Source organism: Sporofaciens sp. SGI.106, from assembly GCF_050314255.1.
Classification (GTDB): domain Bacteria; phylum Bacillota; class Clostridia; order Lachnospirales; family Lachnospiraceae; genus Claveliimonas.
On sequence record NZ_JBNPMZ010000001.1, the window covers coordinates 1 to 26,542 of the forward strand.

Sequence of the window (26,542 nt, forward strand, 5' to 3'; positions counted from 1 at the left end):
AAAATTTATTTAAAGAAGGAGCTGAAAAAATGGGTGAGGAAGTAAGAAGAGTAAAGAGAGAACTGGTTCACAAGGGTACAATTATTAATATGTATTGTGATTACATGGAATTTGAGAATGGCAATACTGCTAAATGGGATTTTATTCATCATGACGGTGCTGCGGCAGTGGTGCCGGTATTGGATGATGGAAGAATCCTGATGGTTCGCCAGTACAGGAATGCTTTGGAGAGATATACTCTTGAGATACCGGCTGGTAAATTAGATGCACCGGGAGAACCGGGGATTGAATGTGCTACCAGGGAATTAGAGGAAGAAACAGGATACAAGAGCGAGAATCTGGAATGGCTGATCACACTTCGCACAACAGTTGCATTTTGTGATGAAAAAATTGAAATATTTGCAGCTCATAATCTGATCCCTACCAGCCAGCATCTGGATGAAGATGAATATATTGACGTAAAGGCGTATACAATGGATGAACTGAAAGAAAAAATTTTCAGCGGAGAGATAGAGGATTCCAAGACGGTTGCTGCTCTGATGGCATATGAGGTGCGCTATAATAATAAGTAACGAATATCTGAATTCACGCGGCATATAATGAAATATCCAAAACCCGGAGGATAGTATATGAAGCTGCGTGATAACGGAAGAATATTTGTGGTGTTTTATATGGCAGGATTTCTCATGGGAGTCCTCTATGCAAATGTAATATCAAAAGATTATATTGCAGCAATGGGAATCTTTGATGAGTATTTCCTGTATAATTATGTGCAGGCAGATCTGGAGGTGCAGGAATATCTGTGGTATCTCTTTCGTGTGAGATGTCTTCCGGTGGCGGCACTTTTTGCGGCAGGTTACCTGAAAATCAGAAAAGGGGTGGCGTTGATGTCGGTCGCCTGGACAGGCTTTTTATGTGGAACTCTTTTGACGGCTTCTGTCATGAAGCTGGGGGTGAAAGGGATTTTCCTATGTCTGGTTGCAGGATTTCCTCAATTGATTTTTTATGCTGCAGGAATCTTTATACTGATTTGGACTATGTACTATTATCCATCCACAAAATGGAATTCCCAGAAAATAATGGCGCTTTTTTTGCTTATAGGTATTGGAATTATATCAGAATGCTATGTAAATCCGCCATTGTTGAAAATGTTTTTAAAAAGGATTTGATTTTTGTGGTGAATATACGTATAATCAATTTATACGATGGGAGATAAGGATATGGAAAAAATAGTATTAGAGTATGTTGATTATTTAAAAACCACAAAGGGTATTTCTGTGAATACGGAGATGGCGTATCGTCGTGATTTGATGAAGCTGGTAAAATATCTGGGAGCACAGGGTGTAACAGATGTTGAGAAGACAACTGCTACAAATTTAAATTCTTACATGCTTTTTATGGAGAAGCAGGGACTTACGAATACGACTATTTCACGAAATGTTGCATCTATTAAAGGATTTTTCCAGTATCTGTATAAACAGAAACGTATTGATGAGGATGTGTCAGAGGGATTAACCAGTCCAAAGATTGAAAGAAGAGCGCCAAAGAGTGCTGCCAAGGAAGATGTTGCAAAGGTACTTGCGGTCCCTAACGGAAAGTCTCCGAAACTTCTGAGAGATAAGGCTATGATTGAGCTTCTGTATTCGACCGGTATTATGGTAGAGGAGCTGGTAAGTCTGAAGATTACCGATATTAGTATGGATATGGGTTATCTGCAGTGCCATTTTGAGAACAATCAGAACGCATATCTGATTGATAAGCAGGCTATGAAAGCGATGCGTGCATATTTGAAAAACGGTCGTGATAAGCTGCTGAAGGGGAGAGAATCGGATGTATTGTTCCCGAACATCAGTGGCAGAAAGATGAGCCGTCAGGGATTTTGGAAGATATTGAAAGGATATGCTGCGAAAGCGGGTATTGAAGGAACCATCACACCAAGCATGCTGAGACATTCTGAAAATTGAATAAAGTAAAAAGAAGCTGTACTGATTTTATTTCGGTACAGCTTTTTTAGTGCGCTAATGTGCAATCTTTTTTAAATGGAGGATGCAAAGCGTGAATAAGACGAGCTGACTTCCCAGAAGTCCCCACAGATATCCACGTATTCCAAATGCAGGGATGGCAAGAAATACGCTGCAGAGCCTGAGAAGAAGGCTGATGGTATTGTACAGAAAGGAGTAAGTAGTGTGACCGAGTCCATTTATTATGCTGATCAGATTGCTGTTTGTGTATAAAAAAGGGCATATCCATGCCAGGGTAATGATGAATTGTCCTGCCATCTGGCTGTGGAAAAGCAGATCTCCAATAAATGATCCTGTAAGGATGAGAGAAAAACAGCAGACAGTGCCCAGGAAGAAACAGCATGCAAATACCTTTTTAATGATAGAGTTCATTTCTTTCTGATCGTTCAGTGCCTGAATCTCTGCAATCGTAGGAAGAAGCATAGATGCAATTGCATTCGTGATGGCAGAGGGAAAAAGGATGCAGGGAAGTGCCATGCCGGTCAGAACTCCGTAAATGCTCAGAGAGTCTTTGACAGAAAAACCAAACATCTGCAGTCTTAAAGGAATGGACACAGCCTCCGCGCTCTGCAGCAGATTCAAAAGTACCCGGCTCCCGGTAAGGGGGACGCATATGTGTAGGAGTTCGCACAAATTGGTAAAATATGCAGGAAAGGAAATACGAAACGGAATTTTTCTCGTTTCCCGGCGGCTTACTGACCAGACGCAGAAAAGGGAAGATGCAATTTCTCCGGCGGCGAATCCTGCTACCGCAACTATGACGCCTGGTGCTCCGGCTGATCTTTTTAAAGAGGCATAAATTGTCCACACAGAAGCTACGCGTACAAGCTGTTCAATAATCTGTGAGAGAGCAGGAATCCGTGTCTGCTTTAAGCCAATATAATACCCGCAGATACATCCATGGACTGCGGCAAAAGGAAATGCATAAGACAGTACAAGGAGCAGAGTATCGCATCGGGGTTCTTTGAGAAGCTCTGCGGCAATAAATTCGGCATTCCACTGTAATATCAGGAGAAATATAATTGACAGAAAAACGGAAAGGCTGACTCCTGTATATAGAATTTCTTTTGCCTGGCGGGCTTTTCCCAGAGACATTTTTCCGGCCACACACCGGGAGATGGCTGTCTCAATTCCGGCACAGGTGAGGGAAAAACCAAGAGCGAAAACGGGGAAAATCAACTGGTAGATTCCAACTCCTTCTTCTCCAAAGGCACGGCTTAAAAAGATACGATAGAAAAAGCCGATAAAACGGGTGGCAAATCCGGTGAGCGTCAGTATAAAAGCACCTTTGACAATTGCATTTTTCTGGACCATAATATCCCCCTTTGAGGTGTCCATATAAGATATTCGGGAAAGGGACTTGACAGAACTTTTTTCAGGTGATATTCTACAAAAGGAAAATTCCTAGCAAAACACTAGGGTTTTCCGTCGCCGGAGAGGCGTTCTTGCAAGGAAAGAAGGTGAGGGTATGAAACTTTCTACAAAAGGGAGATATGGACTGCGTGCATTGATTGATCTTGCGCAATATAGTGAGGCTGAACCGGTTTCTATCGGGAGTATCGCTGCCAGGCAGGGAATATCAGAACGGTATCTGGAGCAGTTGATGGCATTGATGAAGAAAGCGGGTTTAATAAAAAGTATTCGCGGCGCCGGAGGAGGATATGTTCTGGCAAAGGATGCCAAAGACATATCTGTAGGAGATGTTTTAAGAGCTCTGGAGGGAAATCTTGAGCCGGTGGAGTGTCCGGCGTTTCAGGAGAACGGAGAAGGATGTGAAGCATCCGGAAGCTGTGTTACGAAATATGTCTGGAAAAAGATTAATGAAAGTATTAATCAGACGGTGGATGAGATGAAGATCGACACATTAGTGTCCGAGAGTAAAAGTCTGTGCGAAAAATAAATTTTTGAAGTGATACAAGGAGGAAAAACCATGGAAAAACTGATTTATCTGGATAATGCGGCAACTACAAAGACAGCACCGGAGGTAGTGGAGGCTATGCTTCCGTATTTTACTGAGCATTTTGGAAACCCATCCAGTGTTTATGGATTTGCTGCTGCAAATAAAACTGCGATTACGGAAAAGAGAGAAATCATTGCCAATGCACTTGGGGCTGATACCAGTGAGATTTATTTTACTGCAGGAGGATCCGAGTCGGATAACTGGGCTCTGAAAGCAACGGCAGAGGCATACGAGGCGAAAGGAAATCACATTATTACAACGAAAATTGAACATCATGCGATCCTTCACACCTGTGAGTATCTGGAACGCAGGGGATTTGAGGTGACTTATCTGGACGTGGATGAGAATGGTGTGGTGAAGCTGGATGATCTGAAGGCGGCAATTCGCCCTACGACGATTCTGATTTCTGTTATGTTTGCAAATAATGAGATCGGAACGATTCAGCCGATTAAGGAAATTGGAGAAATTGCTTCCGAACATGGAATCCTTTTCCATACAGATGCGGTTCAGGCATTTGGTCAGGTTCCGATTAACGTGGATGAGTATCATATTGATATGCTGAGTGCAAGCGGACATAAGCTGAATGGTCCAAAGGGAATCGGTTTTCTTTATATCCGTAAAGGTGTGAAAATCCGCTCATTTGTACATGGAGGAGCGCAGGAGAGAAAGCGTCGCGCCGGAACAGAAAATGTGCCGGGAATCATCGGACTTGGAACGGCTGTAGAGCGTGCGGTACGTACGATGAGTGAACGTGCGGAAAAAGAAACAGAACTTCGTAACTACCTGATTAAACGGGTAATGGAGGAAATTCCGTATACGAAGCTGAATGGACATCCCGAGAAGAGACTGCCGAATAATGCCAACTTCAGTTTTCGGTTTGTGGAAGGAGAATCCCTGCTGATCATGCTGGATATGAAGGGAATCTGCGGTTCCAGCGGTTCTGCATGTACTTCAGGCTCACTGGATCCGTCCCATGTTCTTCTGGCAATCGGTCTCCCTCATGAGATTGCTCACGGATCTCTTCGACTGACTTTAAGTGAGGAGACCACAAAGGAAGATATCGATTATGTAGTGGATAGTCTGAAGGAAATTGTGGGAAAATTAAGAGATATGTCTCCGTTGTATGAGGACTTTGTGAAAAAAGAAGCTTAAAACAATCCTTAGGTACCATAATTGGGGGCTTTTAACCCCTAACATCATAGAATTTGAGATACGAATAACAGTAGATGGAGGAAATTATAATGTATACAGAGAAGGTAATGGATCATTTTCAGCATCCGAGAAATATGGGAGAGATAGAAAATGCCAGCGGTGTGGGTACCGTTGGAAATGCAAAATGTGGCGATATTATGAGGATTTATCTGGATATTGATGAGAATCAGATTATTCAGGATGTAAAATTTAAGACATTTGGCTGCGGAGCAGCAGTAGCTACCAGCAGTATGGCGACTGAGCTGGTGAAAGGAAAAAATGTAAAAGAGGCCATGGCGGTAACGAACAAGGCAGTTATGGAAGCACTGGATGGGCTGCCGCCGGTAAAGGTTCACTGTTCACTGCTTGCGGAAGAAGCCATTCATGCAGCTCTCTGGGATTATGCTCAAAAGAACGGAATTGAGATTGAGGGACTGGAAAAACCCAAATCAGATATTCATGAAGGTGAAGAAGAGGAAGAAGAGGAATATTAATAAATAGAGGAAATGTGAATGGAGCGAAAAAAAGTTGTGGTAGGAATGTCCGGTGGCGTAGATTCTTCGGTGGCTGCGTGGCTTCTGAAGGAGCAGGGCTATGATGTCATCGGAGTGACTATGCAGATATGGCAGGAAGAGGAATCTGTCGTACAGGAAGAAAATGGAGGCTGTTGCGGCTTAAGCGCTGTGGATGATGCAAGAAGGGTGGCATCTCAGATTGGTATTCCATATTACGTAATGAATTTCCGGTCAGAATTTCAGAAATATGTGATAGATTATTTTACTGATGAGTATGAAAATGGAAGGACACCAAATCCATGCATTGCCTGTAACCGGTTTGTAAAATGGGAATCTCTGTTAAAGCGGAGTCTGGATATCGGTGCGGATTACATTGCCACCGGTCACTATGCGAGGGTGGAGAAGCTTGCCAATGGAAGATATGCGCTTCGTGTTTCGGAAACGGCAAGGAAGGATCAGACCTATGCTTTGTATAACCTGACTCAGGAACAGCTTTCGCACACGCTGATGCCGGTGGGGGCATATGAAAAAGAAGAGATCCGTAAAATTGCGGAAGAGATTGGACTGCAGGTGGCAAATAAACCGGACAGCCAGGATATCTGCTTTGTACCGGATGGAGATTATGCTTCCTTTATTGAAAAGAATAAGGGAAAGACATTTCCAAAAGGCAATTTTGTGACCAGTGATGGAACGGTAGTGGGAACCCATAAAGGAATTATTCACTACACGGTGGGACAGCGCAAAGGACTGGGGCTGTCTCAGGGACATCCGGTGTTCGTGCTGGAGATTCGTCCGGAGACCAACGAAGTGGTCGTAGGTACGGGTGAAGAATCCATGACACAAATTGTAAAAGCCAACCATTTGAATTTTATGTCGGTGGAAGATTTGAAGGAGCCAAAGCGTGTCTGGGCAAAAATCCGCTATAATCACAAAGGTGCCTGGTGCACTGTTGAAAGGACTGGCACGGATGAGGTGACGGCAATTTTCGAGGAGCCTCAGCGCGCGGTTACACCCGGTCAGGCACTGGTGCTGTATGATGGGGAGTATGTGCTTGGCGGCGGTACGATAACAGGAGGAAAGAAGCTATGAGAGCAGATGTGCATATGCATACCGTGTTTTCCCATGATTCTGATACGCGTCCGGAACAGATGATCCGGGCTGCGATCGATAAAGGGCTGGAGATGATCTGTTTTACGGATCATTATGATAAAGATTATATGGATTGGGGCGAGGAAAGCATCTTCGATGCAGACATCTATTTCTCAACGCTCAGACCACTGCAGGAGAAATACAAAGATCTGATTGATATCCGTATTGGAGTGGAACTTGGAATGCAGCCTCATCTGGGAGAATATTATACGGAATTTACCCAGAAATATCCTTTTGATTTTGTGATAGGGTCCGTCCATGCGGTGAATGGCTCTGATCCGGCTTTCGGACAGCTGTTTGAAGGGCGGAGCGATGATGAGGTATACCGTATGACCTTCCGGGAAATGCTTGAGGATATCCGGGTGATAAGAGATTTTGACGTGCTGGGTCATGTGGATTATGTTACACGGTATGGAAATGAAGGCATTTCCGCATATTCTTATCAGAAATATGCAGATGAGATAGATGCCATTCTGAAAGAAATCATTGAGCAGGGAAAAGGTCTGGAACTGAATATGGCCGGTTTGAAATATGGTCTTCCGTTCGCACATCCGCATCCGGATATTCTGAAACGCTACAGGGAGCTTGGAGGAGAGATCATTACGGTGGGAGCAGACGGGCACAGACCGGATCATATCGCCTATGATTTTGGAAAAGCAGACGCTATCCTGAAGAGCTGCGGGTTTGAATATTATGCGGAATATAAGGACAGAAAGCCTGTTTTTAGGAAACTTGTATAAAAAAACAGGGGCTTTATTCCATAAAAATGCAAAAGGCACTTGAATTTTTGTACAATATTTAGTACAATTATAAACGGTTGATGATTCTTTAACGATGTTAGGGAATTTCAAAAATAAACGGCTGTGTAACAGTTAATAAACAAAACATTAGGAGGAATTAATCATGGCAGTAAAAGTAGCGATTAATGGATTCGGACGTATTGGACGTCTTGCATTCAGACAGATGTTCGGAGCAGAGGGATATGAGGTAGTTGCAATCAACGACTTAACATCTCCAAAGATGCTGGCTCACTTATTAAAATATGACTCTTCACAGGGTAAATATGCGCTGGCTGACAAAGTAGAAGCTACTGAGGATTCTATTATTGTTGATGGAAAAGAAATCAAAATTTATGCAAAAGCTAATGCTGAGGAACTTCCATGGGGAGAGATCGGTGTTGACGTTGTTCTGGAGTGTACAGGATTCTATACATCCAAAGAGAAAGCATCTGCTCACGTAAAAGCAGGAGCAAGAAAAGTTGTTATTTCTGCACCAGCTGGAAATGACCTTCCGACAATCGTTTACAACGTAAACCATGACACACTTAAAGCAGAAGATACAGTAATTTCCGCTGCATCATGTACAACAAACTGCCTGGCACCAATGGCTAAAGCATTGAATGACCTTGCACCAATCAAATCCGGTATCATGTGCACAATCCACGCTTACACAGGTGACCAGATGACACTTGACGGACCACAGAGAAAAGGTGATTTAAGAAGATCCCGTGCAGCAGCAGTTAATATCGTACCAAACAGCACAGGTGCTGCAAAAGCTATTGGTCTGGTTATTCCAGAGTTAAATGGTAAGTTAATCGGAGCTGCTCAGCGTGTTCCAACCCCGACAGGATCTACAACAATCTTAACAGCAGTTGTTGAAGGAACTGTAACAGTTGATGAGATCAACGCAGCTATGAAGGCAGCTTCTAACGAGTCCTTCGGATATAACACAGATGAGATCGTATCCAGTGATATCGTTGGTATGAGATATGGTTCATTATTCGATGCTACTCAGACAATGGTATGCCCACTGGATAATGGAACAACAGAGGTTCAGGTTGTTTCCTGGTATGATAATGAGAATTCTTACACAAGCCAGATGGTAAGAACAATCAAATACTTCTCTGAATTAGCTTAATTTCAGGGATTGTCCTAATGACTCACAAGGGGTCCGGTCTCTTTGGACCGGACTCCTTTTTTGTTCTAACTATTTATGTTATAAAGGAGGCACACATATGCTTAATAAAAAATCAGTAGATGATATCAATGTAAAAGGCAAAAAAGTTCTGGTAAGATGTGACTTTAATGTTCCGCTTATTGACGGAAAAATTACAGACGAGAACCGCCTTGTTGCAGCTCTTCCTACTATTAAAAAACTGATTGCAGATGGTGGAAAGATTATTCTCTGTTCTCATCTCGGAAAACCGAAGGGAGAGGCAGTTCCGTCCTTATCTCTTGCACCGGTAGCAGTACGTTTATCTGAACTCCTTGGACAGGAAGTAAAATTCGCAGCTGATCCGGAAGTAGTAGGACCAAACGCAAAAGCTGCTGTAGAAGCTATGAAAGACGGAGAAGTTATCCTTCTTGAAAATACACGTTACAGAGCAGAAGAGACAAAGAACGGAGAGGCCTTCTCCAAAGATCTTGCTTCTCTTTGTGATGTTTTTGTAAATGATGCATTCGGTACAGCTCACAGAGCACACTGCTCTAACGTAGGTGTTACACAGTTTGTAGACACAGCTGTAGTTGGATACCTGATGCAGAAAGAAATCGATTTCCTCGGAAATGCAGTAAATAATCCGGAAAGACCGTTCGTAGCAATCCTTGGTGGAGCAAAAGTATCCAGCAAGATTTCCGTAATTGAGAACCTGCTTGACAAAGTAGACACTCTGATCATCGGTGGTGGTATGTCTTATACATTCAGCAAAGCTCAGGGCGGAAGCGTTGGTAAATCTCTTCTGGAAGAGGATTACTGTGAATACGCACTGAATATGCTTGCAAAGGCAAAAGAAAAAGGTGTGAAATTACTCCTTCCTGTTGATACAGTAGTTGCAGATGATTTCTCTAATGATGCAAACTCCAAAGTAGTACTTGCAGGAGAAATTCCGGCAGACTGGGAAGGTCTTGATATTGGACCTGATACAGAGAAGATTTTCTGTGAAGCAGTAAAAGATGCTAAGACCGTTGTATGGAACGGACCAATGGGATGTTTCGAAATGCCTAAGTTCGCTCACGGAACAGAAGCAGTTGCAAAAGCACTGGCTGAGACAGATGCAGTGACAATCATCGGTGGCGGTGACTCTGCAGCAGCAGTTAACCAGCTTGGATTCGGTGATAAGATGACACATATCTCTACAGGTGGCGGTGCATCACTTGAGTTCCTGGAAGGAAAGGAACTTCCGGGTGTTGCAGCAGCAAACGATAAGTAAGCACTTAACGAGGTATTTCACGAGTTTAGTGCGAACTTAGTTCTTCGGAACTTGGCGAGGTCTTTTCGAGCTTAGTCCCGAAGAACATCATCAGCTTAACAATTATTTGGAGGATAAAATAATGGCAAGAAGAAAAATTGTAGCAGGCAACTGGAAAATGAACATGACTCCAAGTCAGGCAGTTGCTCTGGTTGAAGAGTTAAAGCCGCTTGTAGTGAGCGAAGACGTTGATGTTGTATTCTGTGTTCCGGCAATCGATATTATCCCGGTTGTTGAGGCTTGTAAGGGTACAAATATTCAGGTTGGTGCTGAGAATATGTACTTTGAGGAGAAAGGTGCTTACACAGGTGAGATTTCTCCGGCTATGCTTACAGATGCAGGCGTAAAATATGTTGTTCTCGGACATTCTGAGAGAAGAGAATACTTCGCTGAGACAAACGAGACAGTAAATAAGAAAGTCCTGAAAGCATTCGAGCATGGTATTACACCAATCATGTGCTGTGGTGAGACTCTTGAGCAGAGAGAGCAGGGTGTTACTATGGACTTCATCCGTCAGCAGGTTAAGGTTGGCATGCAGAATGTAACAGCTGACCAGGCTAAGGAAATGGTAATCGCTTATGAGCCAATCTGGGCAATCGGAACAGGTAAGACTGCAACAACTGAGCAGGCTGAAGAAGTTTGTGCAGGTATCCGTGCATGTGTAGCTGAAGTTTATGACGAAGCTACAGCAGAAGCAATCCGTATCCAGTACGGCGGATCTGTAAATGCAGGAAATGCGGCTGAGTTATTTGCTCAGGCAGACATCGACGGAGGTCTTGTTGGTGGAGCTTCCCTGAAGGCTGATTTCGGTAAGATCGTAAATTATAAATAAGTAAAGGTGAAGCCGCAGGAGGCGGATTAAGGGCTTCCTGCGGTTCCTTATTTTAAAGGAGAAAGAAAATGAGTAAAAAACCAACAGTACTGATGATTTTGGATGGTTATGGACTGAATGCTAAGACTGAAGGAAATGCTGTTGCAGAAGGCAAGACTCCGGTAATGGATAAACTCATGGCTGAGTATCCGTTTGTAAAAGGAAATGCCAGCGGAATGGCAGTAGGTCTTCCGGATGGACAGATGGGTAACTCAGAGGTAGGACATCTGAATATGGGCGCAGGACGCATCGTATATCAGGATCTGACCAAGATTACAAAAGCAATTCAGGATGGAGATTTCTTCGAAAATAAAGCACTCCTTGCAGCCTGTGAAAATGCAAAGAAGAATGACAGTGCACTTCATATGTTTGGTCTTGTATCTGACGGCGGTGTACACAGTCACAACACACACATTTATGGTCTTTTAGAGTTGGCTAAGAGACAGGGACTTAAGAAAGTCTATGTACACTGTTTCCTGGACGGACGTGATACACCACCGGCATCCGGAAAAGAATATGTAGAAGAACTGGTAGCTAAAATGCAGGAAATCGGCGTTGGAGAAGTGGCTTCCGTAATGGGACGCTACTATGCGATGGACCGTGATAATCGCTGGGATCGTGTGGAAAAGGCATACAGAGCAATGGTATTTGGCGAGGGAGAACAGGCAGCCAGCGGACCGGAAGGAATTCAGGCATCCTATGATAAGGATACCACAGATGAGTTCGTACTTCCTACCGTTGTAATGAAGGACGGAGCACCGGTTGCAACAATCAAAGATAATGATTCCATCATCTTCTTTAACTTCCGCCCTGACCGTGCAAGAGAGATTACCAGAACTTTCTGCGATGATGAATTTACAGGATTCGAAAGAGGAGAAAGAGTAAAGACAACATACGTATGCTTTACAGAATATGACGTAACCATCCCGAATAAGCAGGTGGCATTCGTAAAAGAAGAAATCACCAATACATTCGGAGAATTCCTGGCAGCAAATGGTCTGAAGCAGGCACGTATCGCCGAGACAGAGAAGTATGCACATGTAACCTTCTTCTTCAACGGCGGTGTAGAAGAACCAAACGAGGGAGAGGACAGAATCCTTGTAAAATCTCCGAAGGTTGCAACCTATGACCTGAAGCCGGAGATGAGCGCATATGAAGTATGTGATAAACTGGTAGGGGCAATCAAATCCGGTGAGTATGATGTGATCATCATCAACTTCGCAAATCCGGACATGGTAGGACATACCGGTGTAGAGGCGGCTGCAATCAAAGCCATTGAAGCAGTGGACGAGTGTGTCGGAAAGACAGTAGATGCAATCAAAGAAGTAAATGGTCAGATGTTTATCTGCGCAGACCACGGCAATGCAGAGCAGTTGATCGACGAGTCTAATGGTGAACCGTTTACTGCGCATACAACCAATCCGGTACCGTTCATACTGGTTAACGCAGACCCGTCTTATAAACTTCGCGAGGGAGGATGTCTGGCAGATATCGCTCCGACGCTGATTGAATTGATGGGTATGGAACAGCCGAAAGAAATGACAGGCAAGAGTTTGATTGTTAAATAATTAACTGGGGACGTAGGAAAATGCATTTTCCTACGTCCCCAATTGCTTGGAGGAGACTATGGCAGCATGTGAATATTGTTCCAATTATGTATATGATGACGAAGACGAGAGCTATTACTGTAACGTGAATCTTGACGAGGATGAGTATTATCGATTTGTAAGTAGCAACTATAAGAACTGTCCATATTACCAGTCAAACGATGATTATAAAATAGTGCGTCATCAGATGTGATTTTTTGAGCAGGTATGGAAAAATAGCGTTAAAAAAATATTTATGATACGAAGGTAAAGACACTCTGTAATTTAAGCAACCAGTAATATTATTTGCTTATAATACAGAGTGTCGTTTTATGTTTGTTTGAAGAAAAAATTATTTCTTTCGCAAAAATTCTTGTATTACAGTTTCAATAGCATCTAATTGTGTTTGGGTTAATTTGTTAATATCATTCATTATATTATGTGATTTGCAAGGGTCACTGCTTTGCAAATTGAAAAAATCCTGGGGAGTAACATTTAAATAATCACATATATAGAAAAAGGTTTGCATTGAAGGAAAAGTCAATTTGTTTTCTATGCGGTTTATATAGCTGGGATTCTGCCCGAGTGCGAGACTCATTTCTCTGGCAGAAACGCCTTTTTGAGTTCTTAACGAAGTTAGACGATTAGCAAAATGAAGGATTAGAAATAACAGAGGAAATGATGTATGGTGATTCGGATGCAAAATATAGTAGTTTTATCCGTTGCTTTAGTGAAGAATAGGATTTATTAATTAACGAGAGAGGTGGAGAGGTGGCATCAGTTTGGTTTTCTGAGTAAAATTAATAAAAGAAAAAAGACATCGAAAAAGTACGGCTTGTTAAAAAAATAACTGGGGACGTAGGAAAATGCATTTTTCTACGTCCCCAGTTATTTCTGATACATTGACAAAAGTGATAAATTTATATAAAATTATTATTAATTTTATATAAATTTTATGATTAGTCCGAGAAAAAGAAAATATGGACGTAAAAGAATAGGAGTGAAAAAATGGGATTTATTGATGAACTGGGGAAAAAGGTTACGAATGCAGGGCAGAAAACAGTCCAAATGACAAAAGATTTTTCTGAGTCTACAAAAATGAACGTTATGATTGGCGAGGAAGAGAAAAAAATAAAAAATGCATATTATGAAATAGGGAAAAAATATGCGTCTTTACATAAATTAAATTATGAAGATTCTTTTGCAGATTTAATGATGATTGTGAATGAGTCGGAGCGGAAAATTGAAGATTACAAAAGACAGATTGATGCTATGAAATCTGTAAAGCGATGCGCGTGTGGTGCAGAAATAACAGAGGGGATGATGTTTTGTTCTTCGTGTGGCGCGCCGGTGCATAATCAGGAAGAGATTGATGGAATTAAATGTACTCATTGTGGAAAAACAGTGAGCAAAGATGCGAATTTCTGTATTCACTGTGGCATGTCAATCGAAAAGCCGCAAAATAAAGATATGTCCTCAGATATTTCGGAAGATAAATTGAAAGAACAGATTTGTTCTAATTGTGGCTCAAAATTATCACCGGAGGCTGCTTTTTGTACTGTGTGTGGTACAAGATTGGAAATGTCTTTAGAGACAAAAGACGAAGAGACAGAAGACCTAAATTATATAGCAGAATCTGATGGAGAGCAAAAAGAAATAACTGTGCCGGAAGAGAAAGAAACGACAGTAATTGAACCAAATGTTGTGGAAGCAGAAAATGAGTCATTATTAAGCCAGGAAGAATTCGTGGTCGAGCAAAAGCAGGAGCCAGAAGAAGAAAAGATGCAGATTTGTCCTGAATGTGGCGCAGAACAGCCGCTAAGCTCTGTTTTTTGTACTGTTTGTGGAACAAAAATGACTAAAGATATAGAAAAAACATATGGGTCGGTGGAGAAAACAGAACCAGCGAAAATTATTTTAAGATGTAAAAAATGCGGTGAAGAAGTGGAAGAAGATGCTTTGTTTTGTACTTCCTGTGGGGAACGATTGATTCGTTAGGAGAAAAATTATCCATAAAATCTACAGAAGAAGGAGAAAATAATATGTTTTGTAGTAAATGCGGTGCTAAAATTCCAGACAATGCGGCTTTTTGTGGTTCGTGCGGTGCACCACAGAAGAAAATGGAGCCGTCTGTGAGTCAAACAAAAAAAGAAGCAAAGTAGATAATAGTCGAAAATGAAATGTCTGGCGGAGTAAAATGTTTGAAATGTCCTCAATGTGGTGGGAATAGTTTACAGGCTGTAAGTGAAAATTCTACGCAGGTAAAAACATCTGGAGGGGGCTATTCTGCAGGAAAAGGATGTCTCGGATGGCTGATTTTTGGACCATTTGGTCTATTATGCGGATCTTGCGGACAGTCTCAGAAGACATCGGTGGACTCGACCAGTAAGACATATTGGGTATGTTCAGATTGTGGAACAAAATTCCGTAATTTGGATGATTGGAAAGAGGAAATTAATAAAAAGGAAGAGACATGTAAAATGCAAATTGGTGCAGCTATTATTAGTTTACTTGTTGGATTACTGTTTTGGATTATTACAGGTACAGGATTCATGATGGGCTTATTATCAATTGCAGCTGTTTGCTTTGTTGGATTATATTTTTTATTAAAAAAGCAAATAGGAGTGGATTGGGAGGCTTATTATGCGTTGGAACAGAAATGTACCGGCCGAAAATAAAGTCTTTATCGTGCATCAATTTCTTATGAAAATTGGTAGTACAACAGGCTGTCATCAAATGCCGGAAAGAAGTTTTTTCTGGAAAGGATATCAGTTTCCGGTTTGTGCCAGATGTACCGGACTTGCTGTAGGATATTTAATAGGGGTATTGCTTTTTTTTAGGATTTCAATATCAATTAAAATATGCATATGTTTGTGTTTTCTGATGTTTTTTGATTGGTATATTCAGTTTATAGGAGTGTTTGCTTCTACAAATACAAGAAGATTCTTCAGTGGACTTGCTTGTGGGATTGGCTATATGCAGTTGATATGTAAGGTGTTTTCTATTTTTATAAAATAAATGAGATTATCTTTGAAAAAAGCCGGATGACTTATTGATTATGGGCGAATAGGAGAAAAGTTATAATGTACTGTAGAAAATGTGGAACAGAAAATCGGGATGAAGCAAAATTCTGTAAAAAATGCGGCAGCGCGCTAAATGAGATGACGAATGCTGGATCGGAGAAACATAATACTGAAGCGAAAAAGAAAAAATCTTTAATCTGGATCATAGTTTTGATATTTATTATACTGGCAGCACTTATAATTGGAGTTTCTCTTGCGGTGAAGAATAAAGAAGAAAAAAGCAGGCAGGAATATGTAAATTGTATTACTGAGGCTGAAAAATACTTGACAGAACTGGATTATGAAAATGCTGAGGCTATGTATTTAATGGCAATAGATATTGAACCAAAATACTCGGATCCGTATATAAAACTGGCAGATATATATTTGCTGCAGGAAAAATATGCTGAGGCTGTTGAAATTTTGGAAAAAGCTGAAAAAAATGCTGAAGATAGTGAGAATAAATCTCAGGAGACAGGTATTTCAGTTAGTGATAAGAAAGAAGAAATAAAAAACAGGGGAGAATATACCTGGGTAGTAGAGCCGACTATCGAAGCCGACGATATTAATTATGTGACAGATGAAGATTATTCACAAAAAACAATGAATGGAATAAATCTGCAATTTATATCTCCGTATGCAGTTATTCGACAGGGAGAGAGTCTGGGACTGATTAATTTGGATGGAGAGATGATTGGAAATTTAGACTATAAATGGATCGGTGCTTTCCATTTGGGATGGAGTGAAACATATATTTTAGAAAGAACTACTCGTGGTATAGAGGGATTTACTACATATTATCTTGAAGGTGATACCGTTGAACCAGCCCTGGGTTTAGGCGGCGGTGATCCTTGTTGTTATTCTTTCTATTGGTGTAATGGTTTGCATCATGTTGATGAATATTATTCGTGGGGAGGAGATGTGAAAGCGCCTTCTGAAGCTATTCCTGTTCGTATGTCTGAAGAACTGTATCAGGGTCAGACAGAAAGTAATTATTTGTGGTGGCGTAATTTACAGGGAGGATATGCTGTTTGCAAAGATGGTCAGTTGATTACTGATTTTATTTATGATAAATGTGGTTCTTATTCGGAAGGTTTATTTGCAGTATGTAAAGATAATAAGTGGGGTTATATCAATGAAGAAGGAGAAATTGTTATTCCGATAGAATATGATTCTTCTTGGAAGAAAAATATTGAGCAGTATTATATTGTATTTGGAGAAGAAGCAGAAAAAGAAGATTTTTGTTATGCAGCAAGTGGCGGGTATATTCCGCTTGTGAAAGATGGTAAATGGGAACTCAGGGATATAAGTGGTAAACTGATTATTCTTCCGGGAGTGTTCGAGGAGATTCGTCCGGTATACGATGGAAAATGCTGGGTAAAAAAGAATGGATTGTGGGGTGTAGTTGAATTAGAAAGTGAATCTCAGTCAAAAGAAGGAGATACGAAAGAAAAAACAGAGCTGGATTCCGCTATATACCATGCTCAATATGAGCCAATTCTTCTGGAAACACAAAATCAATATCAGGAGAGTTATGGGTCCAATTATTATTATTGTTTTGATATTGATAAGGATGGCGTCAAAGAACTGATGGTGCAGACAGGAACATGTGAAGCAGATTATATGTATCAAATCTATACGATTAGAGAGATAGATGCGTCAGATGGAAAAACTTTTGAGGCGGTTTATCTGGGTGAGGTTTCAGGATTTCACAGTAGTTTTTATGCCGATGAAAATGGGGGGACGGAGAATTATATAATTCGATCTTCCGGGCATATGGGATATGGGTATGTTTATCATGTTTTCATTCAGGATGGAAAGGTCGTTGAACAGGAAATTTCATCAAATGACAATGCTGAATATTACGCAAACGAGTACCTTTTACCATCTTTAGAGGTGTCAAACTATTCTTTGTTAAATTAAATGGAGTTTATATATGCAGAGAAGAACGCTTACAATTATTGATACACATAGTGAACTGCGGGAAATTGATCTGGAAACTTATGGGAAACCATTGGTACAGTTGGGAAGAAGCAGGGAACAATGCGATGTTGTGATATCGGATAATATTGTCTCTAAAATACAGGGAACGATATGGCTGGAGGGAACAAAAACCTTTTATCGGGATCAGAATAGTCGAAACGGAACCTACTTTGGAAATGCTCACAACAGCAGACTTTTGAATAAAAATGACGGGTATGTAGAATTATATGACAAGTCGGTATTGCGGATTGGAAATATGAATAATCCGGATGAGATGGTGTTGCTCTTATATCGTAATTCAAAGGAAGAAGAAGGATGGAGAAAACAAGAGCTAAAGGGTTCGATTGTTCGAATCGGCAGGAGCAGAGAAAATGATATTGCCCTGAATAATCCCGGCGTTTCCAAAGAGCATTGTTTGATATATTGTCAAAATGGGAAAATGATACTGAAAGATCTTGAAAGTATGAATGGAGTTCTGGTGAATGGGCGTATTGTTCGGGGACAGCAGATTTTGCATGATAAGGACTTGATTCAGATATTAGATTTTCAATTGTTGTTTTCTAATAATTGTATTTATTATCGGACGGCAACATCAGGCGTTTCTTTACGAGTGTGTAATATTAATAAGATAGTAGGTCGGGGAACAAAAAAGAAAAAAATACTAAGAGATGTAAGTTGTGAAATAAACGCCAATGAATTTGTGGCAATTATTGGCGGATCCGGGGCAGGTAAAACAACATTAATGAATGCTATAAGCGGTTTTGAAAAAGAGTTTTCAGGCAATGTATATTGTAATGGCGTGGATTTAATTGAACAGTTCCAAAGTTTAAAGAGTATTATAGGTTTTGTTCCCCAGCAGGACATTATCTATGAAAATCTTACGTTAAAAAGAATGCTGATTTATACGGCAAAATTAAAAATGCCAAGCGATACGCAAAAATTTGAGCGAGATCAGAGGATTCAGGAAGTCCTGGAGATGGTAGATTTAGTAGAGCACCAGAATACTTTTATTAGAAAACTATCTGGAGGACAGAAAAAAAGAGCCAGTATAGCGGTTGAATTATTAGCTGATCCAAAACTCTTTTTCTTAGATGAACCTACATCCGGATTGGATCCTGGAACCGAAAAAAACCTAATGATTACATTGAACAAACTGTCTAAAACGAAAAATAAAACAATTATTATGGTAACGCATACGACACAAAATCTTCATTTGTGTGATAAGGTGATTTTCATGGGTCCGGGAGGACGGCTCTGTTTTTGTGGTAATGTACAGGCAGCCAAAGAATTTTTTGAAACAGAGGATTTGGTTAATATTTATAATATTATTTCAGATAATCCAGAGTACTGGCAGAAGAAATATAGCAGAAATAATGAGAGAGATAATGTATATCAGAATCATAGCGAGAAGAAGGAAAATGATAAATTAGAAAAGAATAAGAAAACTTCGGCTTTGAGACAATTTGGTATCTTAACAGAACGATATGCGGAACTTTTATTTAATGACAGGCCCAGGCTTATTCTTCTGTTAGTTCAGCCGTTTCTTATTGCAATCCTTCTTAATATTGTTGCTGATAAAAATATATTTAAGATATACGAAAGTACAAAATCCATGCTCTTTGCTTTAAGTTGTTCCGGAATCTGGATAGGAATGTTTAATTCCATTCAGGAAATCTGTAAGGAACGGGTTATTTTGAAGAGAGAATACATGGCAAACCTCAGGTTATCCTGCTATATGTTATCAAAATTTGTTTTGCAGGCGCTCCTTGGTTTATTACAGGCAGTTATTTTGACATTGGTATTCTTAAAATTGACCGGAAAGCATAGAGAAGGCATTTTTGTCTCTCAATTTGAATTGGAAATCTTATTTACAATCTGGCTTACAATTATGGCATCTGTTGCAATGGGATTCGTTATATCGGCAATGGTAAAAAGTGGTGATAAGGCTATGGCTGCTGCACCGTTTGTTTTGATCGTACAACTTCTTTTCAGTGGAATACTGTTTTCTTTAAAAGGAATTGGTAAGAAAATATCTTATTGCACTGTGAGCAGATGGTCAGTGGAAGCCCTGGGAAGTATCGCAAGGCTTAATCGCCTGGATTTAAAAATGCAGGAAGAATTTCCTATGTTAGAGCACAAAGCAGAAAGCTTTTTTAAAGCAAGTGCCGGACATGTTGCAAAAACATGGTTTATTCTTTTTGGAATGACTGTTCTGGTAATGGCAGTTGGAACAATTCTATTACGGCGGGTGGCAAAAGACCACAGATAATAAAGTAGAAATTAAACAGGAAGGAAAAAATGATGGAAAAGTGTTTGAAAGGATGGAAGTCGGTGCGGGAAGTAACAATTCCACCGATTGAAACACAGGGATTTCGAGAGAAAGTTGTTGTGAGAAATAAAGTAGATCCAATTCCTTATGAATCTGATTTACAATTTGAACAGGACGAAGAGGCTACTGTTTTAATTCGGCAAAATTTAGAGAATGAAGACTTAACGGTTCTTCTGCAACCCAGAGCTATGCAGGGATTTATATATCGAAAAGGTACGGAAGAAAAGATTAAAATAAACAGGGATATATTTGTAATTGGAAAAGCTAAAGATTGTGATTATACGATTGATAATAATATGACCATAAGCAGACACCATGTTCAGATTCAGAAGAAAATGGATGGATATTATTTGAAAGATCTTGGTTCATTGAATCATACATTTGTTGATAATAAACAGATTGAAGATGAAGTGTTATTGAAGAACGGTACAACTTTTTGTTTGTCCAATGAAGAATTTGTATTTGAAATGGAGCTGGAATAAGACTATGGAGAATGAAAAGAAAATACTTTCAGATACATATGAGATTCTGGGAGTATTGGGGTCGGGCAGCGGAGGAATTGTATATAAGGCATATCATAAACGACTGCAAAAAGAAGTTGTTTTAAAAAAAATGATCAGCAAAAATATCAATGTCAACACAAACCGTCAGGAAGCAGATATTCTGAAACATTTGAATCATATGTATTTGCCGCAGGTTTTGGATTTTTTAGAGGTTGATGATGATATTTATACAGTTATGAGTTTTATTCCCGGTGAGTCATTTAAGGATCTGCTGAAACGAGGTGTCAAATTTTCGCAGAGGGATCTGATTCGATGGGGGATGCAGCTTTGCAGTGCACTATATTATCTTCACACACAAAATCCACCAATAATTCATAGTGATATTAAACCGGCAAATATTATGCTGACTCCACAGGGCAATATTTGTCTGATTGATTTTAATATTTCATTCTTTATGGATGACAGTACTGTTTTGGGATATTCAGATGGTTATACATCTCCGGAACAATACATTATTGCTTTAGATAAGAAATCACTTCATTCCATTCCAAACCATAAAAGTATTGATGAAAAAAGTGATATTTACAGTGTTGGTGCAACATTTTTTCATTTGGCTACAGGAAGAAAACTGGGAAAAAGAATAAGTAAAGATGATGAAATGCTCCTTGTAGAAAATACAAGTGAAGCGTTTGCTGCTGTAATAATGAAAGCATTGCAAAACGATTCTCAAAAACGGTATCGAAATGCTCTGGAAATGTTTCAGGCGTTTCAGGGAATCAGTAAAAAAGATAAAAGATATCGTAGATTAATTCACCGACAATGGATTATTCGAGGAGCGCTTGTTTGTATACTTTCATTATCTATTATTGGCTGTGGTTACGGAGTTCATTTGATAAAGTTGGAAAAACTTGAAAAGTATAATTCAATAGTCGAAAAACAGACAGACAGTCGTATAGAAGGTGATTATGAAGAGGAAGAAAATTTGCATAAAAGTGCAATTGAGGTATATCCGTCAGGATTAGAAACCTATTATCAGAATGCCTGCGCCCTTTATCAACAGCAGAGATACAGAGATTGTATTAGCTTTATTGACTATGATATTTTGAAAAATGAAAAGCTTGATTTACTGAATACCAGAATGGCAGATATTTATTATCTGAAAGCTGAAAGTTATTTTGAATTGGAGGAATATCAGAATGCAATAGATTCATTTGAGCATGTTTTTGAATATGGAGGTTTTGTAAGCGAGTATTATCGAGATTATGCAATTGCACTTGCATATAACGGTCAGATTAAAAGAGCAGAAGAAGTACTGAATGATGCGATTGAGTATGGCCTTGAAAATGATTCTGTTTATTTTGCAAAAGGTGAGATTGAACATTCGGAAGCAAAAATGAACGAAGCTTTGACAGAATTTAGGCAGTGTATCGAAATAACTGAAAATGAAGAATTGAAGACCAGGGCATATGTTCTTTTAAGTAAGATTTATGAAGAGCAGGGAGACATTTTACAGGAAAGAACTGTACTTTTAGAAGCGAAAAGCAATCTTTCCGCTGAAAATCAGATGCTTATACTGGAACGGTTAATACAAGCAGATATCAATTTGGCAGAGAATGCCGGACAGACGGGACTTCGTGATGAGGCTATTCAGCTCTTGTATGAAGTGATTGACCGGGGTTGGGATACATATGATACATATGATAATCTTGCTATTCTATTTCAAAAACAGAAAAATCAGACAGAAGCTAGAAATGTATTAAATAAGATGATACAAATGTTTGGTGAAGATTACAATATTGATAAGAGATTTGCATTTCTGGAAATAGAAGAGCAGGAAGTGCTAGACAATATGAGTAGAGATTACTCTGAATTTGCCAGGTATTACAAAATGGCCGAAAAGCTCTATTATGAACAGCTTAAAGACAATAATACTGATGTTGAGATGGGGCTTTTGGAAAATATATATCAGCAGGTAAAATCCGGTGGATGGCTGTAAGATGAATGAAATATGAGGAGGAAGAGAAATGTTTTGTAGAAAGTGTGGAACAGAAATAAAAGATGGAGTAAAGTTTTGCCCGGTGTGTGGGACAAAAGTAAATCAGGAAAGTAATCAACAAATATACTCTGTGAATAATTCGACAAATCAGTTTACAGACAAAGCACCTGTTTCAAATGGACAGGCTGTAAATAATGCGAATGTAGAATATGCACCTGTTATGAGTGTTTGGAGTTATCTGGGGTTATTTTTGCTTAGTGCAATTCCGATTGTTGGTGTAATTATTATTATAGTGTTTGCAATTAACAGTTCAAACAAAAATAAAAGTAACTATTGCAGGGCAATTATTTTGATGTGGGTAATCAGCTTTGTGTTATTATTGATTTTTGGATCATCTTTGGCAGGCATTCTTTATAGCCTTACATAATTTTTTCAAAAGTAACAGGCAGGTGATAATAGATGGGAATATTGATAACAGGAATTAGTGTTCTGGGAATAGTTCTGTGTACAATATTGCTTTTAGTAAGTGGTAAGATATTTGCGAAGCAGCGCAAAGATCTATTAAAAACTATTGAAATGGAATAAAAGCTTTATTGAAATGGAGAGAAAAAATGAGAGAAAAAGTAAAATTTATTCCGCCAATATTGCATATTTTTGCAGTTGTGTTTGGAATGATTCTTTTACCGTTCGTTAAGATAGGAAAAATTCGCTTAACAATATGGAGTATTTTAAAAATAGGATTTGGGAAAAGTGAAGGGTCAATCCTTGAAAAAGGAGTATTATCTATTATAAAATCGTATACACAGCCATTTGTGTACCTGATATTAATTATGATCGTTTTATTGATTGTAATGGTGGTATTATCAATTGTTATAAATGGAAAAAATGCGTATATTGCGGGAATAATAGGACAGTTTGTAATGAATGGAACTGTTATATATTTATTCTTTAAGTTGCGTCACAATATTTATGCGATTAGAGAGATGGTATCTTTTTTTGATTTGGAAGGAGTTGTATCTTTTCAGATTTTTCCGTTGATCATCTGGATACTTTTGGAAATTTTAGCATTTATGATAAATGTGTGTGGGTTGTATCTGTTTAGGGACACGAATTTCGATAGAGAGGAGTATATACATGATATAATTACTCCCGGAGGCAGAAACGTTATTCCTGAAGTTGTTATTCCTGAAGAGCCTGTGAGTTCGAAACCAAATTTTCCGCAGGATAGTTCCTATTATGGTGCAATTGTTGGAAAAACAGGAATGTATAAAGAAATGGCTTTTGAGCTTCGAAAAAAGGAACTTGTCTTTGTTGTAGAAGATGGAAAACAAATTCTGATTCAAAGAGAAAAAATGTCTTCCAATATGGTTGCACAGCTGTTTTATATTCCGGAGTATCAGGAATATTGTATCAAACCTTTAAAAAAATTGAATGTGTTTTTGATGAGTGGACAGCCATTGGGAAATGGAAGAGAGTATTATTTGCCCAGAGGAACCCAAATATATATTCTGGATAAGCAAAATCTATTTACTTTGGCTTAGAGAGGAGAAGCAGTTATGCAGGTAAGACGTACAGATAAAGAAGTAGATGATACAGTTTGTGTAAATAATGGAGGAATAATGGATGACGATTTAAATTCGTTGTACTTAGAGCTGGGAAAGGAGTATTATGAAGGCGCATTTGAAGATCCACTGCCGCAGCTTCTGCCATTGTTTGATAGAATAACACAGTTGAAAAATAGAGAGAAGCAATTACACAAAGTTATGTTTTGCCCAAAGTGTGGAACGAAATTGGAAGCAGATGTTTTCTTTTGCCCTAAATGTGGTCACAAAATCCAAAAGTAGATATTAGTATGCAACGATTTAAAATAGACAATAAAAAGAGAAGTATCGGGAGAAAAAATGTATTGTGTAAAATGTGGAACAGAAAATGACGATCATGCCAGCTATTGTAAAAGGTGCGGTAGTAAACTTGATAAAAGCTGGCAGAAACCATCTGGAAAAGCTCCGAAAGAGAAACCGCCTGTAAAGGGACCAGAACGTAAAAATACAATAGTCATTGTTTCCGTGATTATCATGATCTTGCTGGTTTTGATAGCAGTTTTTCTTTGTTTCTCCATTGCAGGAAGAAAAAAAGAAGAGAAAAAAATTCAGGAATATGAAAAGTGCGTGGCACGGGCAGAAAAGTATCTGGAAGAATTGGATTATGAGAATGCAGAAGCAATGTACTTAGCGGCAATAGATATTGAGCCGAAAAAGAAGGATGCATATTTAAATCTTGCGGATATTTATATTGTACAGGAAAAGTATGAGAAAGCTATAGAAATTCTGGAAAAAGCAGAGAAGAATGTAGTGGAAGAACAGGATGAAGCTGATGATAAAGATACTTCCATCAGTGATAAAAAAGAGGAACTGGAGAACCGGGGAGAGTATACTTGGGTTGTCGAGCCAACCATAGAAGCCGATGATATATTTTATCTTGCGAGCTACCCGGAGGGAAAGTACTCCATAAATGAACTTTCTAAACAAGCAAATAATTCCAGAGCAGTCATACAGATAGATAACCAGTTTGGAATTATAGATTTAACGGGTAAATTATTGACCGATATAGCGTATAAAGAAATAGCAAATTTTGGTAATTCTTTTATGATGATTAGGACAATTCCTGAATATTCAAAAGAATATGATATGGAATGGGATATTTTTTGGCTAGACGAGGATGGTGAAATAGAGGCATCAGTTGGTAATGGAGCTTTAGATCTAACGCTATATTATTACTATGAAGGAAACCGACAACAGGCCGGTGGTATAAGTGGAGAACCTGTACAACAAGTTATTCCTGTTCAAGAGGCCTCGGAGTACGCAGGTCTTTATGTGACTAGAGCTTTTTGGAATAATTTGAATAGTAAATATGCGCTTGAGTGTGATGGTAATTTAATAACTGATTTTATTTATGACGAATGTGGTTCTCTATCGGACGGTTTATGTGCTGTGTGTCAAAATGGAAAATGGGGATATGTAGATGAAAAGGGACAGATTGTTCTTCCCATCGAATACGATGCTTCCTGGAAACAATATCCCGTGTTTGACATGGGTTCCAGTCGTTCTACCAGTAACGTAAAAGATTATTGTTATGCAGCAAGTGATGGTTATGTGCCTCTTGTCAAGAATGGAAAGTGGGAACTTCGTGATACAAACGGGAAACTTGTGATTCTTCCGGGAGTATTTGAAGCAATCCGACCTGTATATGAAGGAAGATGCTGGGTAAAGAAAAACGGCAAATGGGGTGTGATTGAACTTACTAGTGAAAAAGTTGAGAATGTAAATACTAAGATTCCCGAAAACGCTGTTGAGTATAATGGACATTATTATTATGTATATGATTTGGATTCTGTAAATACCTGGGATGAAGCCAGACAGTATTGTCATAATATAGGAGGGTATCTGGCGACAATAACAAGCGAAGGAGAAGACAAATTCCTTTATTCCAGATTAAGGGATACATTTTTCTATGAAAGCGCCTATTTTGGCCTGACAGATAAGGATCAGGAAGGAACCTGGGTATGGGACAATGGTGAAAGTGTGTATTACACAAATTGGCATGACGGAGAACCCAATGGTGAAAATCAAAATGAAGACTACGGTATGTATTATATGAAGTATACAGATGGTTCCTGGAATGATGGCGATTTTGGTGGGTATACACTAAATGGCGGAAAAGCTTTTATATGCGAATGGGGAGACATAGAAAAAGCGAGTGATGCTGAGTTGGATTCATCACAATCAAGTGATAGTCTTATGACATTATCCGGAGTGTGGAAAATAAATGATGAGAAAACAATGGATGAGAATGGTATGAGTATGTTTGATCTTTTTGGTTCCGCTTATTCTGACTATGGTTCTGAAATGAAAATAGAAAATGACGGAAGTTTTTCATATTATATTGGTGCGGGAATCGGTGGAACCGGAATCTGTTGGATGAATCAGAAACAATTAGCATATAAAATCCAAAGATATGATGATATTCAGGAATCGGGATATATGGATATTATGAAGAATTCGTCAGATTCTTGTTATATCATTTTAGAACACAATGGTAATAAAATATATTGGGAAAAACAAAGGTGAAA

The 26,542-nt window shown here is 39.3% G+C and carries 27 protein-coding genes; 25 read left to right on the forward strand and 2 right to left on the reverse strand.

The window, feature by feature from the left end; all coding sequences use genetic code 11:
* The first annotated feature begins 29 nt into the window (after positions 1–29).
* Genes ACQRCC_RS00005 through ACQRCC_RS00015 form a run of 3 tightly spaced genes read left to right on the forward strand, consistent with a single transcriptional unit; the run spans position 30 to position 1,964 of the window.
* The gene (locus ACQRCC_RS00005; protein WP_427849079.1) at positions 30–572 is read left to right on the forward strand and encodes an NUDIX hydrolase; all 543 of its coding nucleotides are present in this window, start codon (positions 30–32) and stop codon (positions 570–572) included.
* A 57-nt stretch (positions 573–629) separates the two neighbouring features.
* A complete protein-coding gene (locus tag ACQRCC_RS00010) occupies positions 630–1,169 on the forward strand; it encodes a stage II sporulation protein M (RefSeq protein ID WP_427848760.1) in 540 nt (179 codons plus the stop codon).
* 51 nt (positions 1,170–1,220) lie between these two features.
* On the forward strand, positions 1,221–1,964 hold the full coding sequence (locus ACQRCC_RS00015; protein ID WP_427848761.1) for a tyrosine-type recombinase/integrase: 744 nt from the start codon (positions 1,221–1,223) through the stop codon (positions 1,962–1,964).
* Between the two features lie 54 nt (positions 1,965–2,018).
* On the opposite strand, the gene ACQRCC_RS00020 is transcribed toward ACQRCC_RS00015, so the two are convergent.
* The gene (locus ACQRCC_RS00020; protein ID WP_427848762.1) at positions 2,019–3,335 is read right to left on the reverse strand and encodes a polysaccharide biosynthesis protein; all 1,317 of its coding nucleotides are present in this window, start codon (positions 3,333–3,335) and stop codon (positions 2,019–2,021) included.
* A 154-nt stretch (positions 3,336–3,489) separates the two neighbouring features.
* Between ACQRCC_RS00020 and ACQRCC_RS00025 the strand changes: the two genes are divergently transcribed.
* The 10 genes from ACQRCC_RS00025 (at position 3,490) to ACQRCC_RS00070 (ending at position 12,754) form a co-directional block, all read left to right on the forward strand.
* A complete protein-coding gene (locus ACQRCC_RS00025) occupies positions 3,490–3,921 on the forward strand; it encodes an RrF2 family transcriptional regulator (RefSeq protein WP_427848763.1) in 432 nt (143 codons plus the stop codon).
* A 30-nt stretch (positions 3,922–3,951) separates the two neighbouring features.
* Positions 3,952–5,133 (forward strand): cysteine desulfurase NifS, encoded by a 1,182-nt coding sequence (gene nifS / locus ACQRCC_RS00030; protein WP_427848764.1) that lies wholly within the window; start codon positions 3,952–3,954, stop codon positions 5,131–5,133.
* Positions 5,134–5,222: 89 nt separating this feature from the next.
* Positions 5,223–5,666: a Fe-S cluster assembly scaffold protein NifU gene (gene nifU, locus ACQRCC_RS00035; RefSeq protein WP_427848765.1), complete on the forward strand. Its 444-nt coding sequence runs from the start codon at positions 5,223–5,225 to the stop codon at positions 5,664–5,666.
* Positions 5,667–5,684: 18 nt separating this feature from the next.
* Positions 5,685–6,776 carry a tRNA 2-thiouridine(34) synthase MnmA gene (gene mnmA, locus ACQRCC_RS00040; protein ID WP_427848766.1) on the forward strand — a complete coding sequence of 364 codons (1,092 nt, stop codon included), beginning with the start codon at positions 5,685–5,687 and terminating at the stop codon, positions 6,774–6,776.
* On the forward strand, positions 6,773–7,576 hold the full coding sequence (locus ACQRCC_RS00045) for a histidinol-phosphatase HisJ family protein (RefSeq protein ID WP_427848767.1): 804 nt from the start codon (positions 6,773–6,775) through the stop codon (positions 7,574–7,576). Before mnmA ends, ACQRCC_RS00045 begins: the two co-directional genes overlap by 4 nt.
* A 163-nt stretch (positions 7,577–7,739) precedes the next feature.
* A complete protein-coding gene (gene gap, locus ACQRCC_RS00050) occupies positions 7,740–8,753 on the forward strand; it encodes a type I glyceraldehyde-3-phosphate dehydrogenase (protein ID WP_427848768.1) in 1,014 nt (337 codons plus the stop codon).
* Positions 8,754–8,850: 97 nt separating this feature from the next.
* On the forward strand, positions 8,851–10,044 hold the full coding sequence (locus ACQRCC_RS00055; RefSeq protein WP_427848769.1) for a phosphoglycerate kinase: 1,194 nt from the start codon (positions 8,851–8,853) through the stop codon (positions 10,042–10,044).
* Between the two features lie 121 nt (positions 10,045–10,165).
* Positions 10,166–10,915 carry a triose-phosphate isomerase gene (tpiA, locus tag ACQRCC_RS00060; RefSeq protein WP_427848770.1) on the forward strand — a complete coding sequence of 250 codons (750 nt, stop codon included), beginning with the start codon at positions 10,166–10,168 and terminating at the stop codon, positions 10,913–10,915.
* A gap of 68 nt (positions 10,916–10,983) precedes the next feature.
* A complete protein-coding gene (gpmI, locus tag ACQRCC_RS00065; protein ID WP_427848771.1) occupies positions 10,984–12,522 on the forward strand; it encodes a 2,3-bisphosphoglycerate-independent phosphoglycerate mutase in 1,539 nt (512 codons plus the stop codon).
* 58 nt (positions 12,523–12,580) lie between these two features.
* A complete protein-coding gene (locus ACQRCC_RS00070) occupies positions 12,581–12,754 on the forward strand; it encodes a DUF6472 family protein (protein ID WP_427848772.1) in 174 nt (57 codons plus the stop codon).
* Positions 12,755–12,892: 138 nt separating this feature from the next.
* Here the strand turns inward: ACQRCC_RS00070 and ACQRCC_RS00075 are convergent, their stop codons facing one another.
* On the reverse strand, positions 12,893–13,138 hold the full coding sequence (locus ACQRCC_RS00075) for a helix-turn-helix transcriptional regulator (RefSeq protein ID WP_427849080.1): 246 nt from the start codon (positions 13,136–13,138) through the stop codon (positions 12,893–12,895).
* Between the two features lie 410 nt (positions 13,139–13,548).
* On the opposite strand from ACQRCC_RS00075, the gene ACQRCC_RS00080 reads away from it, so the two are divergent.
* The 12 genes from ACQRCC_RS00080 (at position 13,549) to ACQRCC_RS00135 (ending at position 26,540) form a co-directional block, all read left to right on the forward strand.
* Entirely contained in the window at positions 13,549–14,538 is a 990-nt protein-coding gene (locus ACQRCC_RS00080; RefSeq protein WP_427848773.1) for a zinc-ribbon domain-containing protein, read from the forward strand.
* A 44-nt stretch (positions 14,539–14,582) separates the two neighbouring features.
* A complete protein-coding gene (locus tag ACQRCC_RS00085; protein WP_427848774.1) occupies positions 14,583–14,702 on the forward strand; it encodes a zinc-ribbon domain-containing protein in 120 nt (39 codons plus the stop codon).
* Between the two features lie 39 nt (positions 14,703–14,741).
* The gene (locus ACQRCC_RS00090) at positions 14,742–15,218 is read left to right on the forward strand and encodes a hypothetical protein (RefSeq protein WP_427848775.1); all 477 of its coding nucleotides are present in this window, start codon (positions 14,742–14,744) and stop codon (positions 15,216–15,218) included.
* On the forward strand, positions 15,184–15,558 hold the full coding sequence (locus ACQRCC_RS00095; protein ID WP_427848776.1) for a DUF2085 domain-containing protein: 375 nt from the start codon (positions 15,184–15,186) through the stop codon (positions 15,556–15,558). Before ACQRCC_RS00090 ends, ACQRCC_RS00095 begins: the two co-directional genes overlap by 35 nt.
* Positions 15,559–15,623: 65 nt before the next feature.
* Positions 15,624–17,525, forward strand: a complete 1,902-nt coding sequence (locus ACQRCC_RS00100; protein WP_427848777.1) for a WG repeat-containing protein — start codon at positions 15,624–15,626, stop codon at positions 17,523–17,525.
* Positions 17,526–17,538: 13 nt separating this feature from the next.
* Positions 17,539–19,854 carry an ATP-binding cassette domain-containing protein gene (locus ACQRCC_RS00105; RefSeq protein WP_427848778.1) on the forward strand — a complete coding sequence of 772 codons (2,316 nt, stop codon included), beginning with the start codon at positions 17,539–17,541 and terminating at the stop codon, positions 19,852–19,854.
* A 29-nt stretch (positions 19,855–19,883) separates the two neighbouring features.
* Positions 19,884–20,396, forward strand: a complete 513-nt coding sequence (locus ACQRCC_RS00110) for an FHA domain-containing protein (RefSeq protein WP_427848779.1) — start codon at positions 19,884–19,886, stop codon at positions 20,394–20,396.
* 4 nt (positions 20,397–20,400) lie between these two features.
* Positions 20,401–22,413, forward strand: coding sequence for a protein kinase domain-containing protein (locus ACQRCC_RS00115; protein ID WP_427848780.1), 2,013 nt, complete (start codon positions 20,401–20,403; stop codon positions 22,411–22,413).
* Between the two features lie 28 nt (positions 22,414–22,441).
* Positions 22,442–22,840 (forward strand): zinc ribbon domain-containing protein, encoded by a 399-nt coding sequence (locus ACQRCC_RS00120; RefSeq protein WP_427848781.1) that lies wholly within the window; start codon positions 22,442–22,444, stop codon positions 22,838–22,840.
* A 184-nt stretch (positions 22,841–23,024) separates the two neighbouring features.
* Entirely contained in the window at positions 23,025–23,954 is a 930-nt protein-coding gene (locus ACQRCC_RS00125; RefSeq protein WP_427848782.1) for a hypothetical protein, read from the forward strand.
* A 15-nt stretch (positions 23,955–23,969) separates the two neighbouring features.
* Positions 23,970–24,257, forward strand: coding sequence for a zinc-ribbon domain-containing protein (locus ACQRCC_RS00130; protein WP_427848783.1), 288 nt, complete (start codon positions 23,970–23,972; stop codon positions 24,255–24,257).
* Between the two features lie 57 nt (positions 24,258–24,314).
* A complete protein-coding gene (locus ACQRCC_RS00135; RefSeq protein WP_427848784.1) occupies positions 24,315–26,540 on the forward strand; it encodes a WG repeat-containing protein in 2,226 nt (741 codons plus the stop codon).
* Positions 26,541–26,542 lie beyond the last annotated feature (2 nt).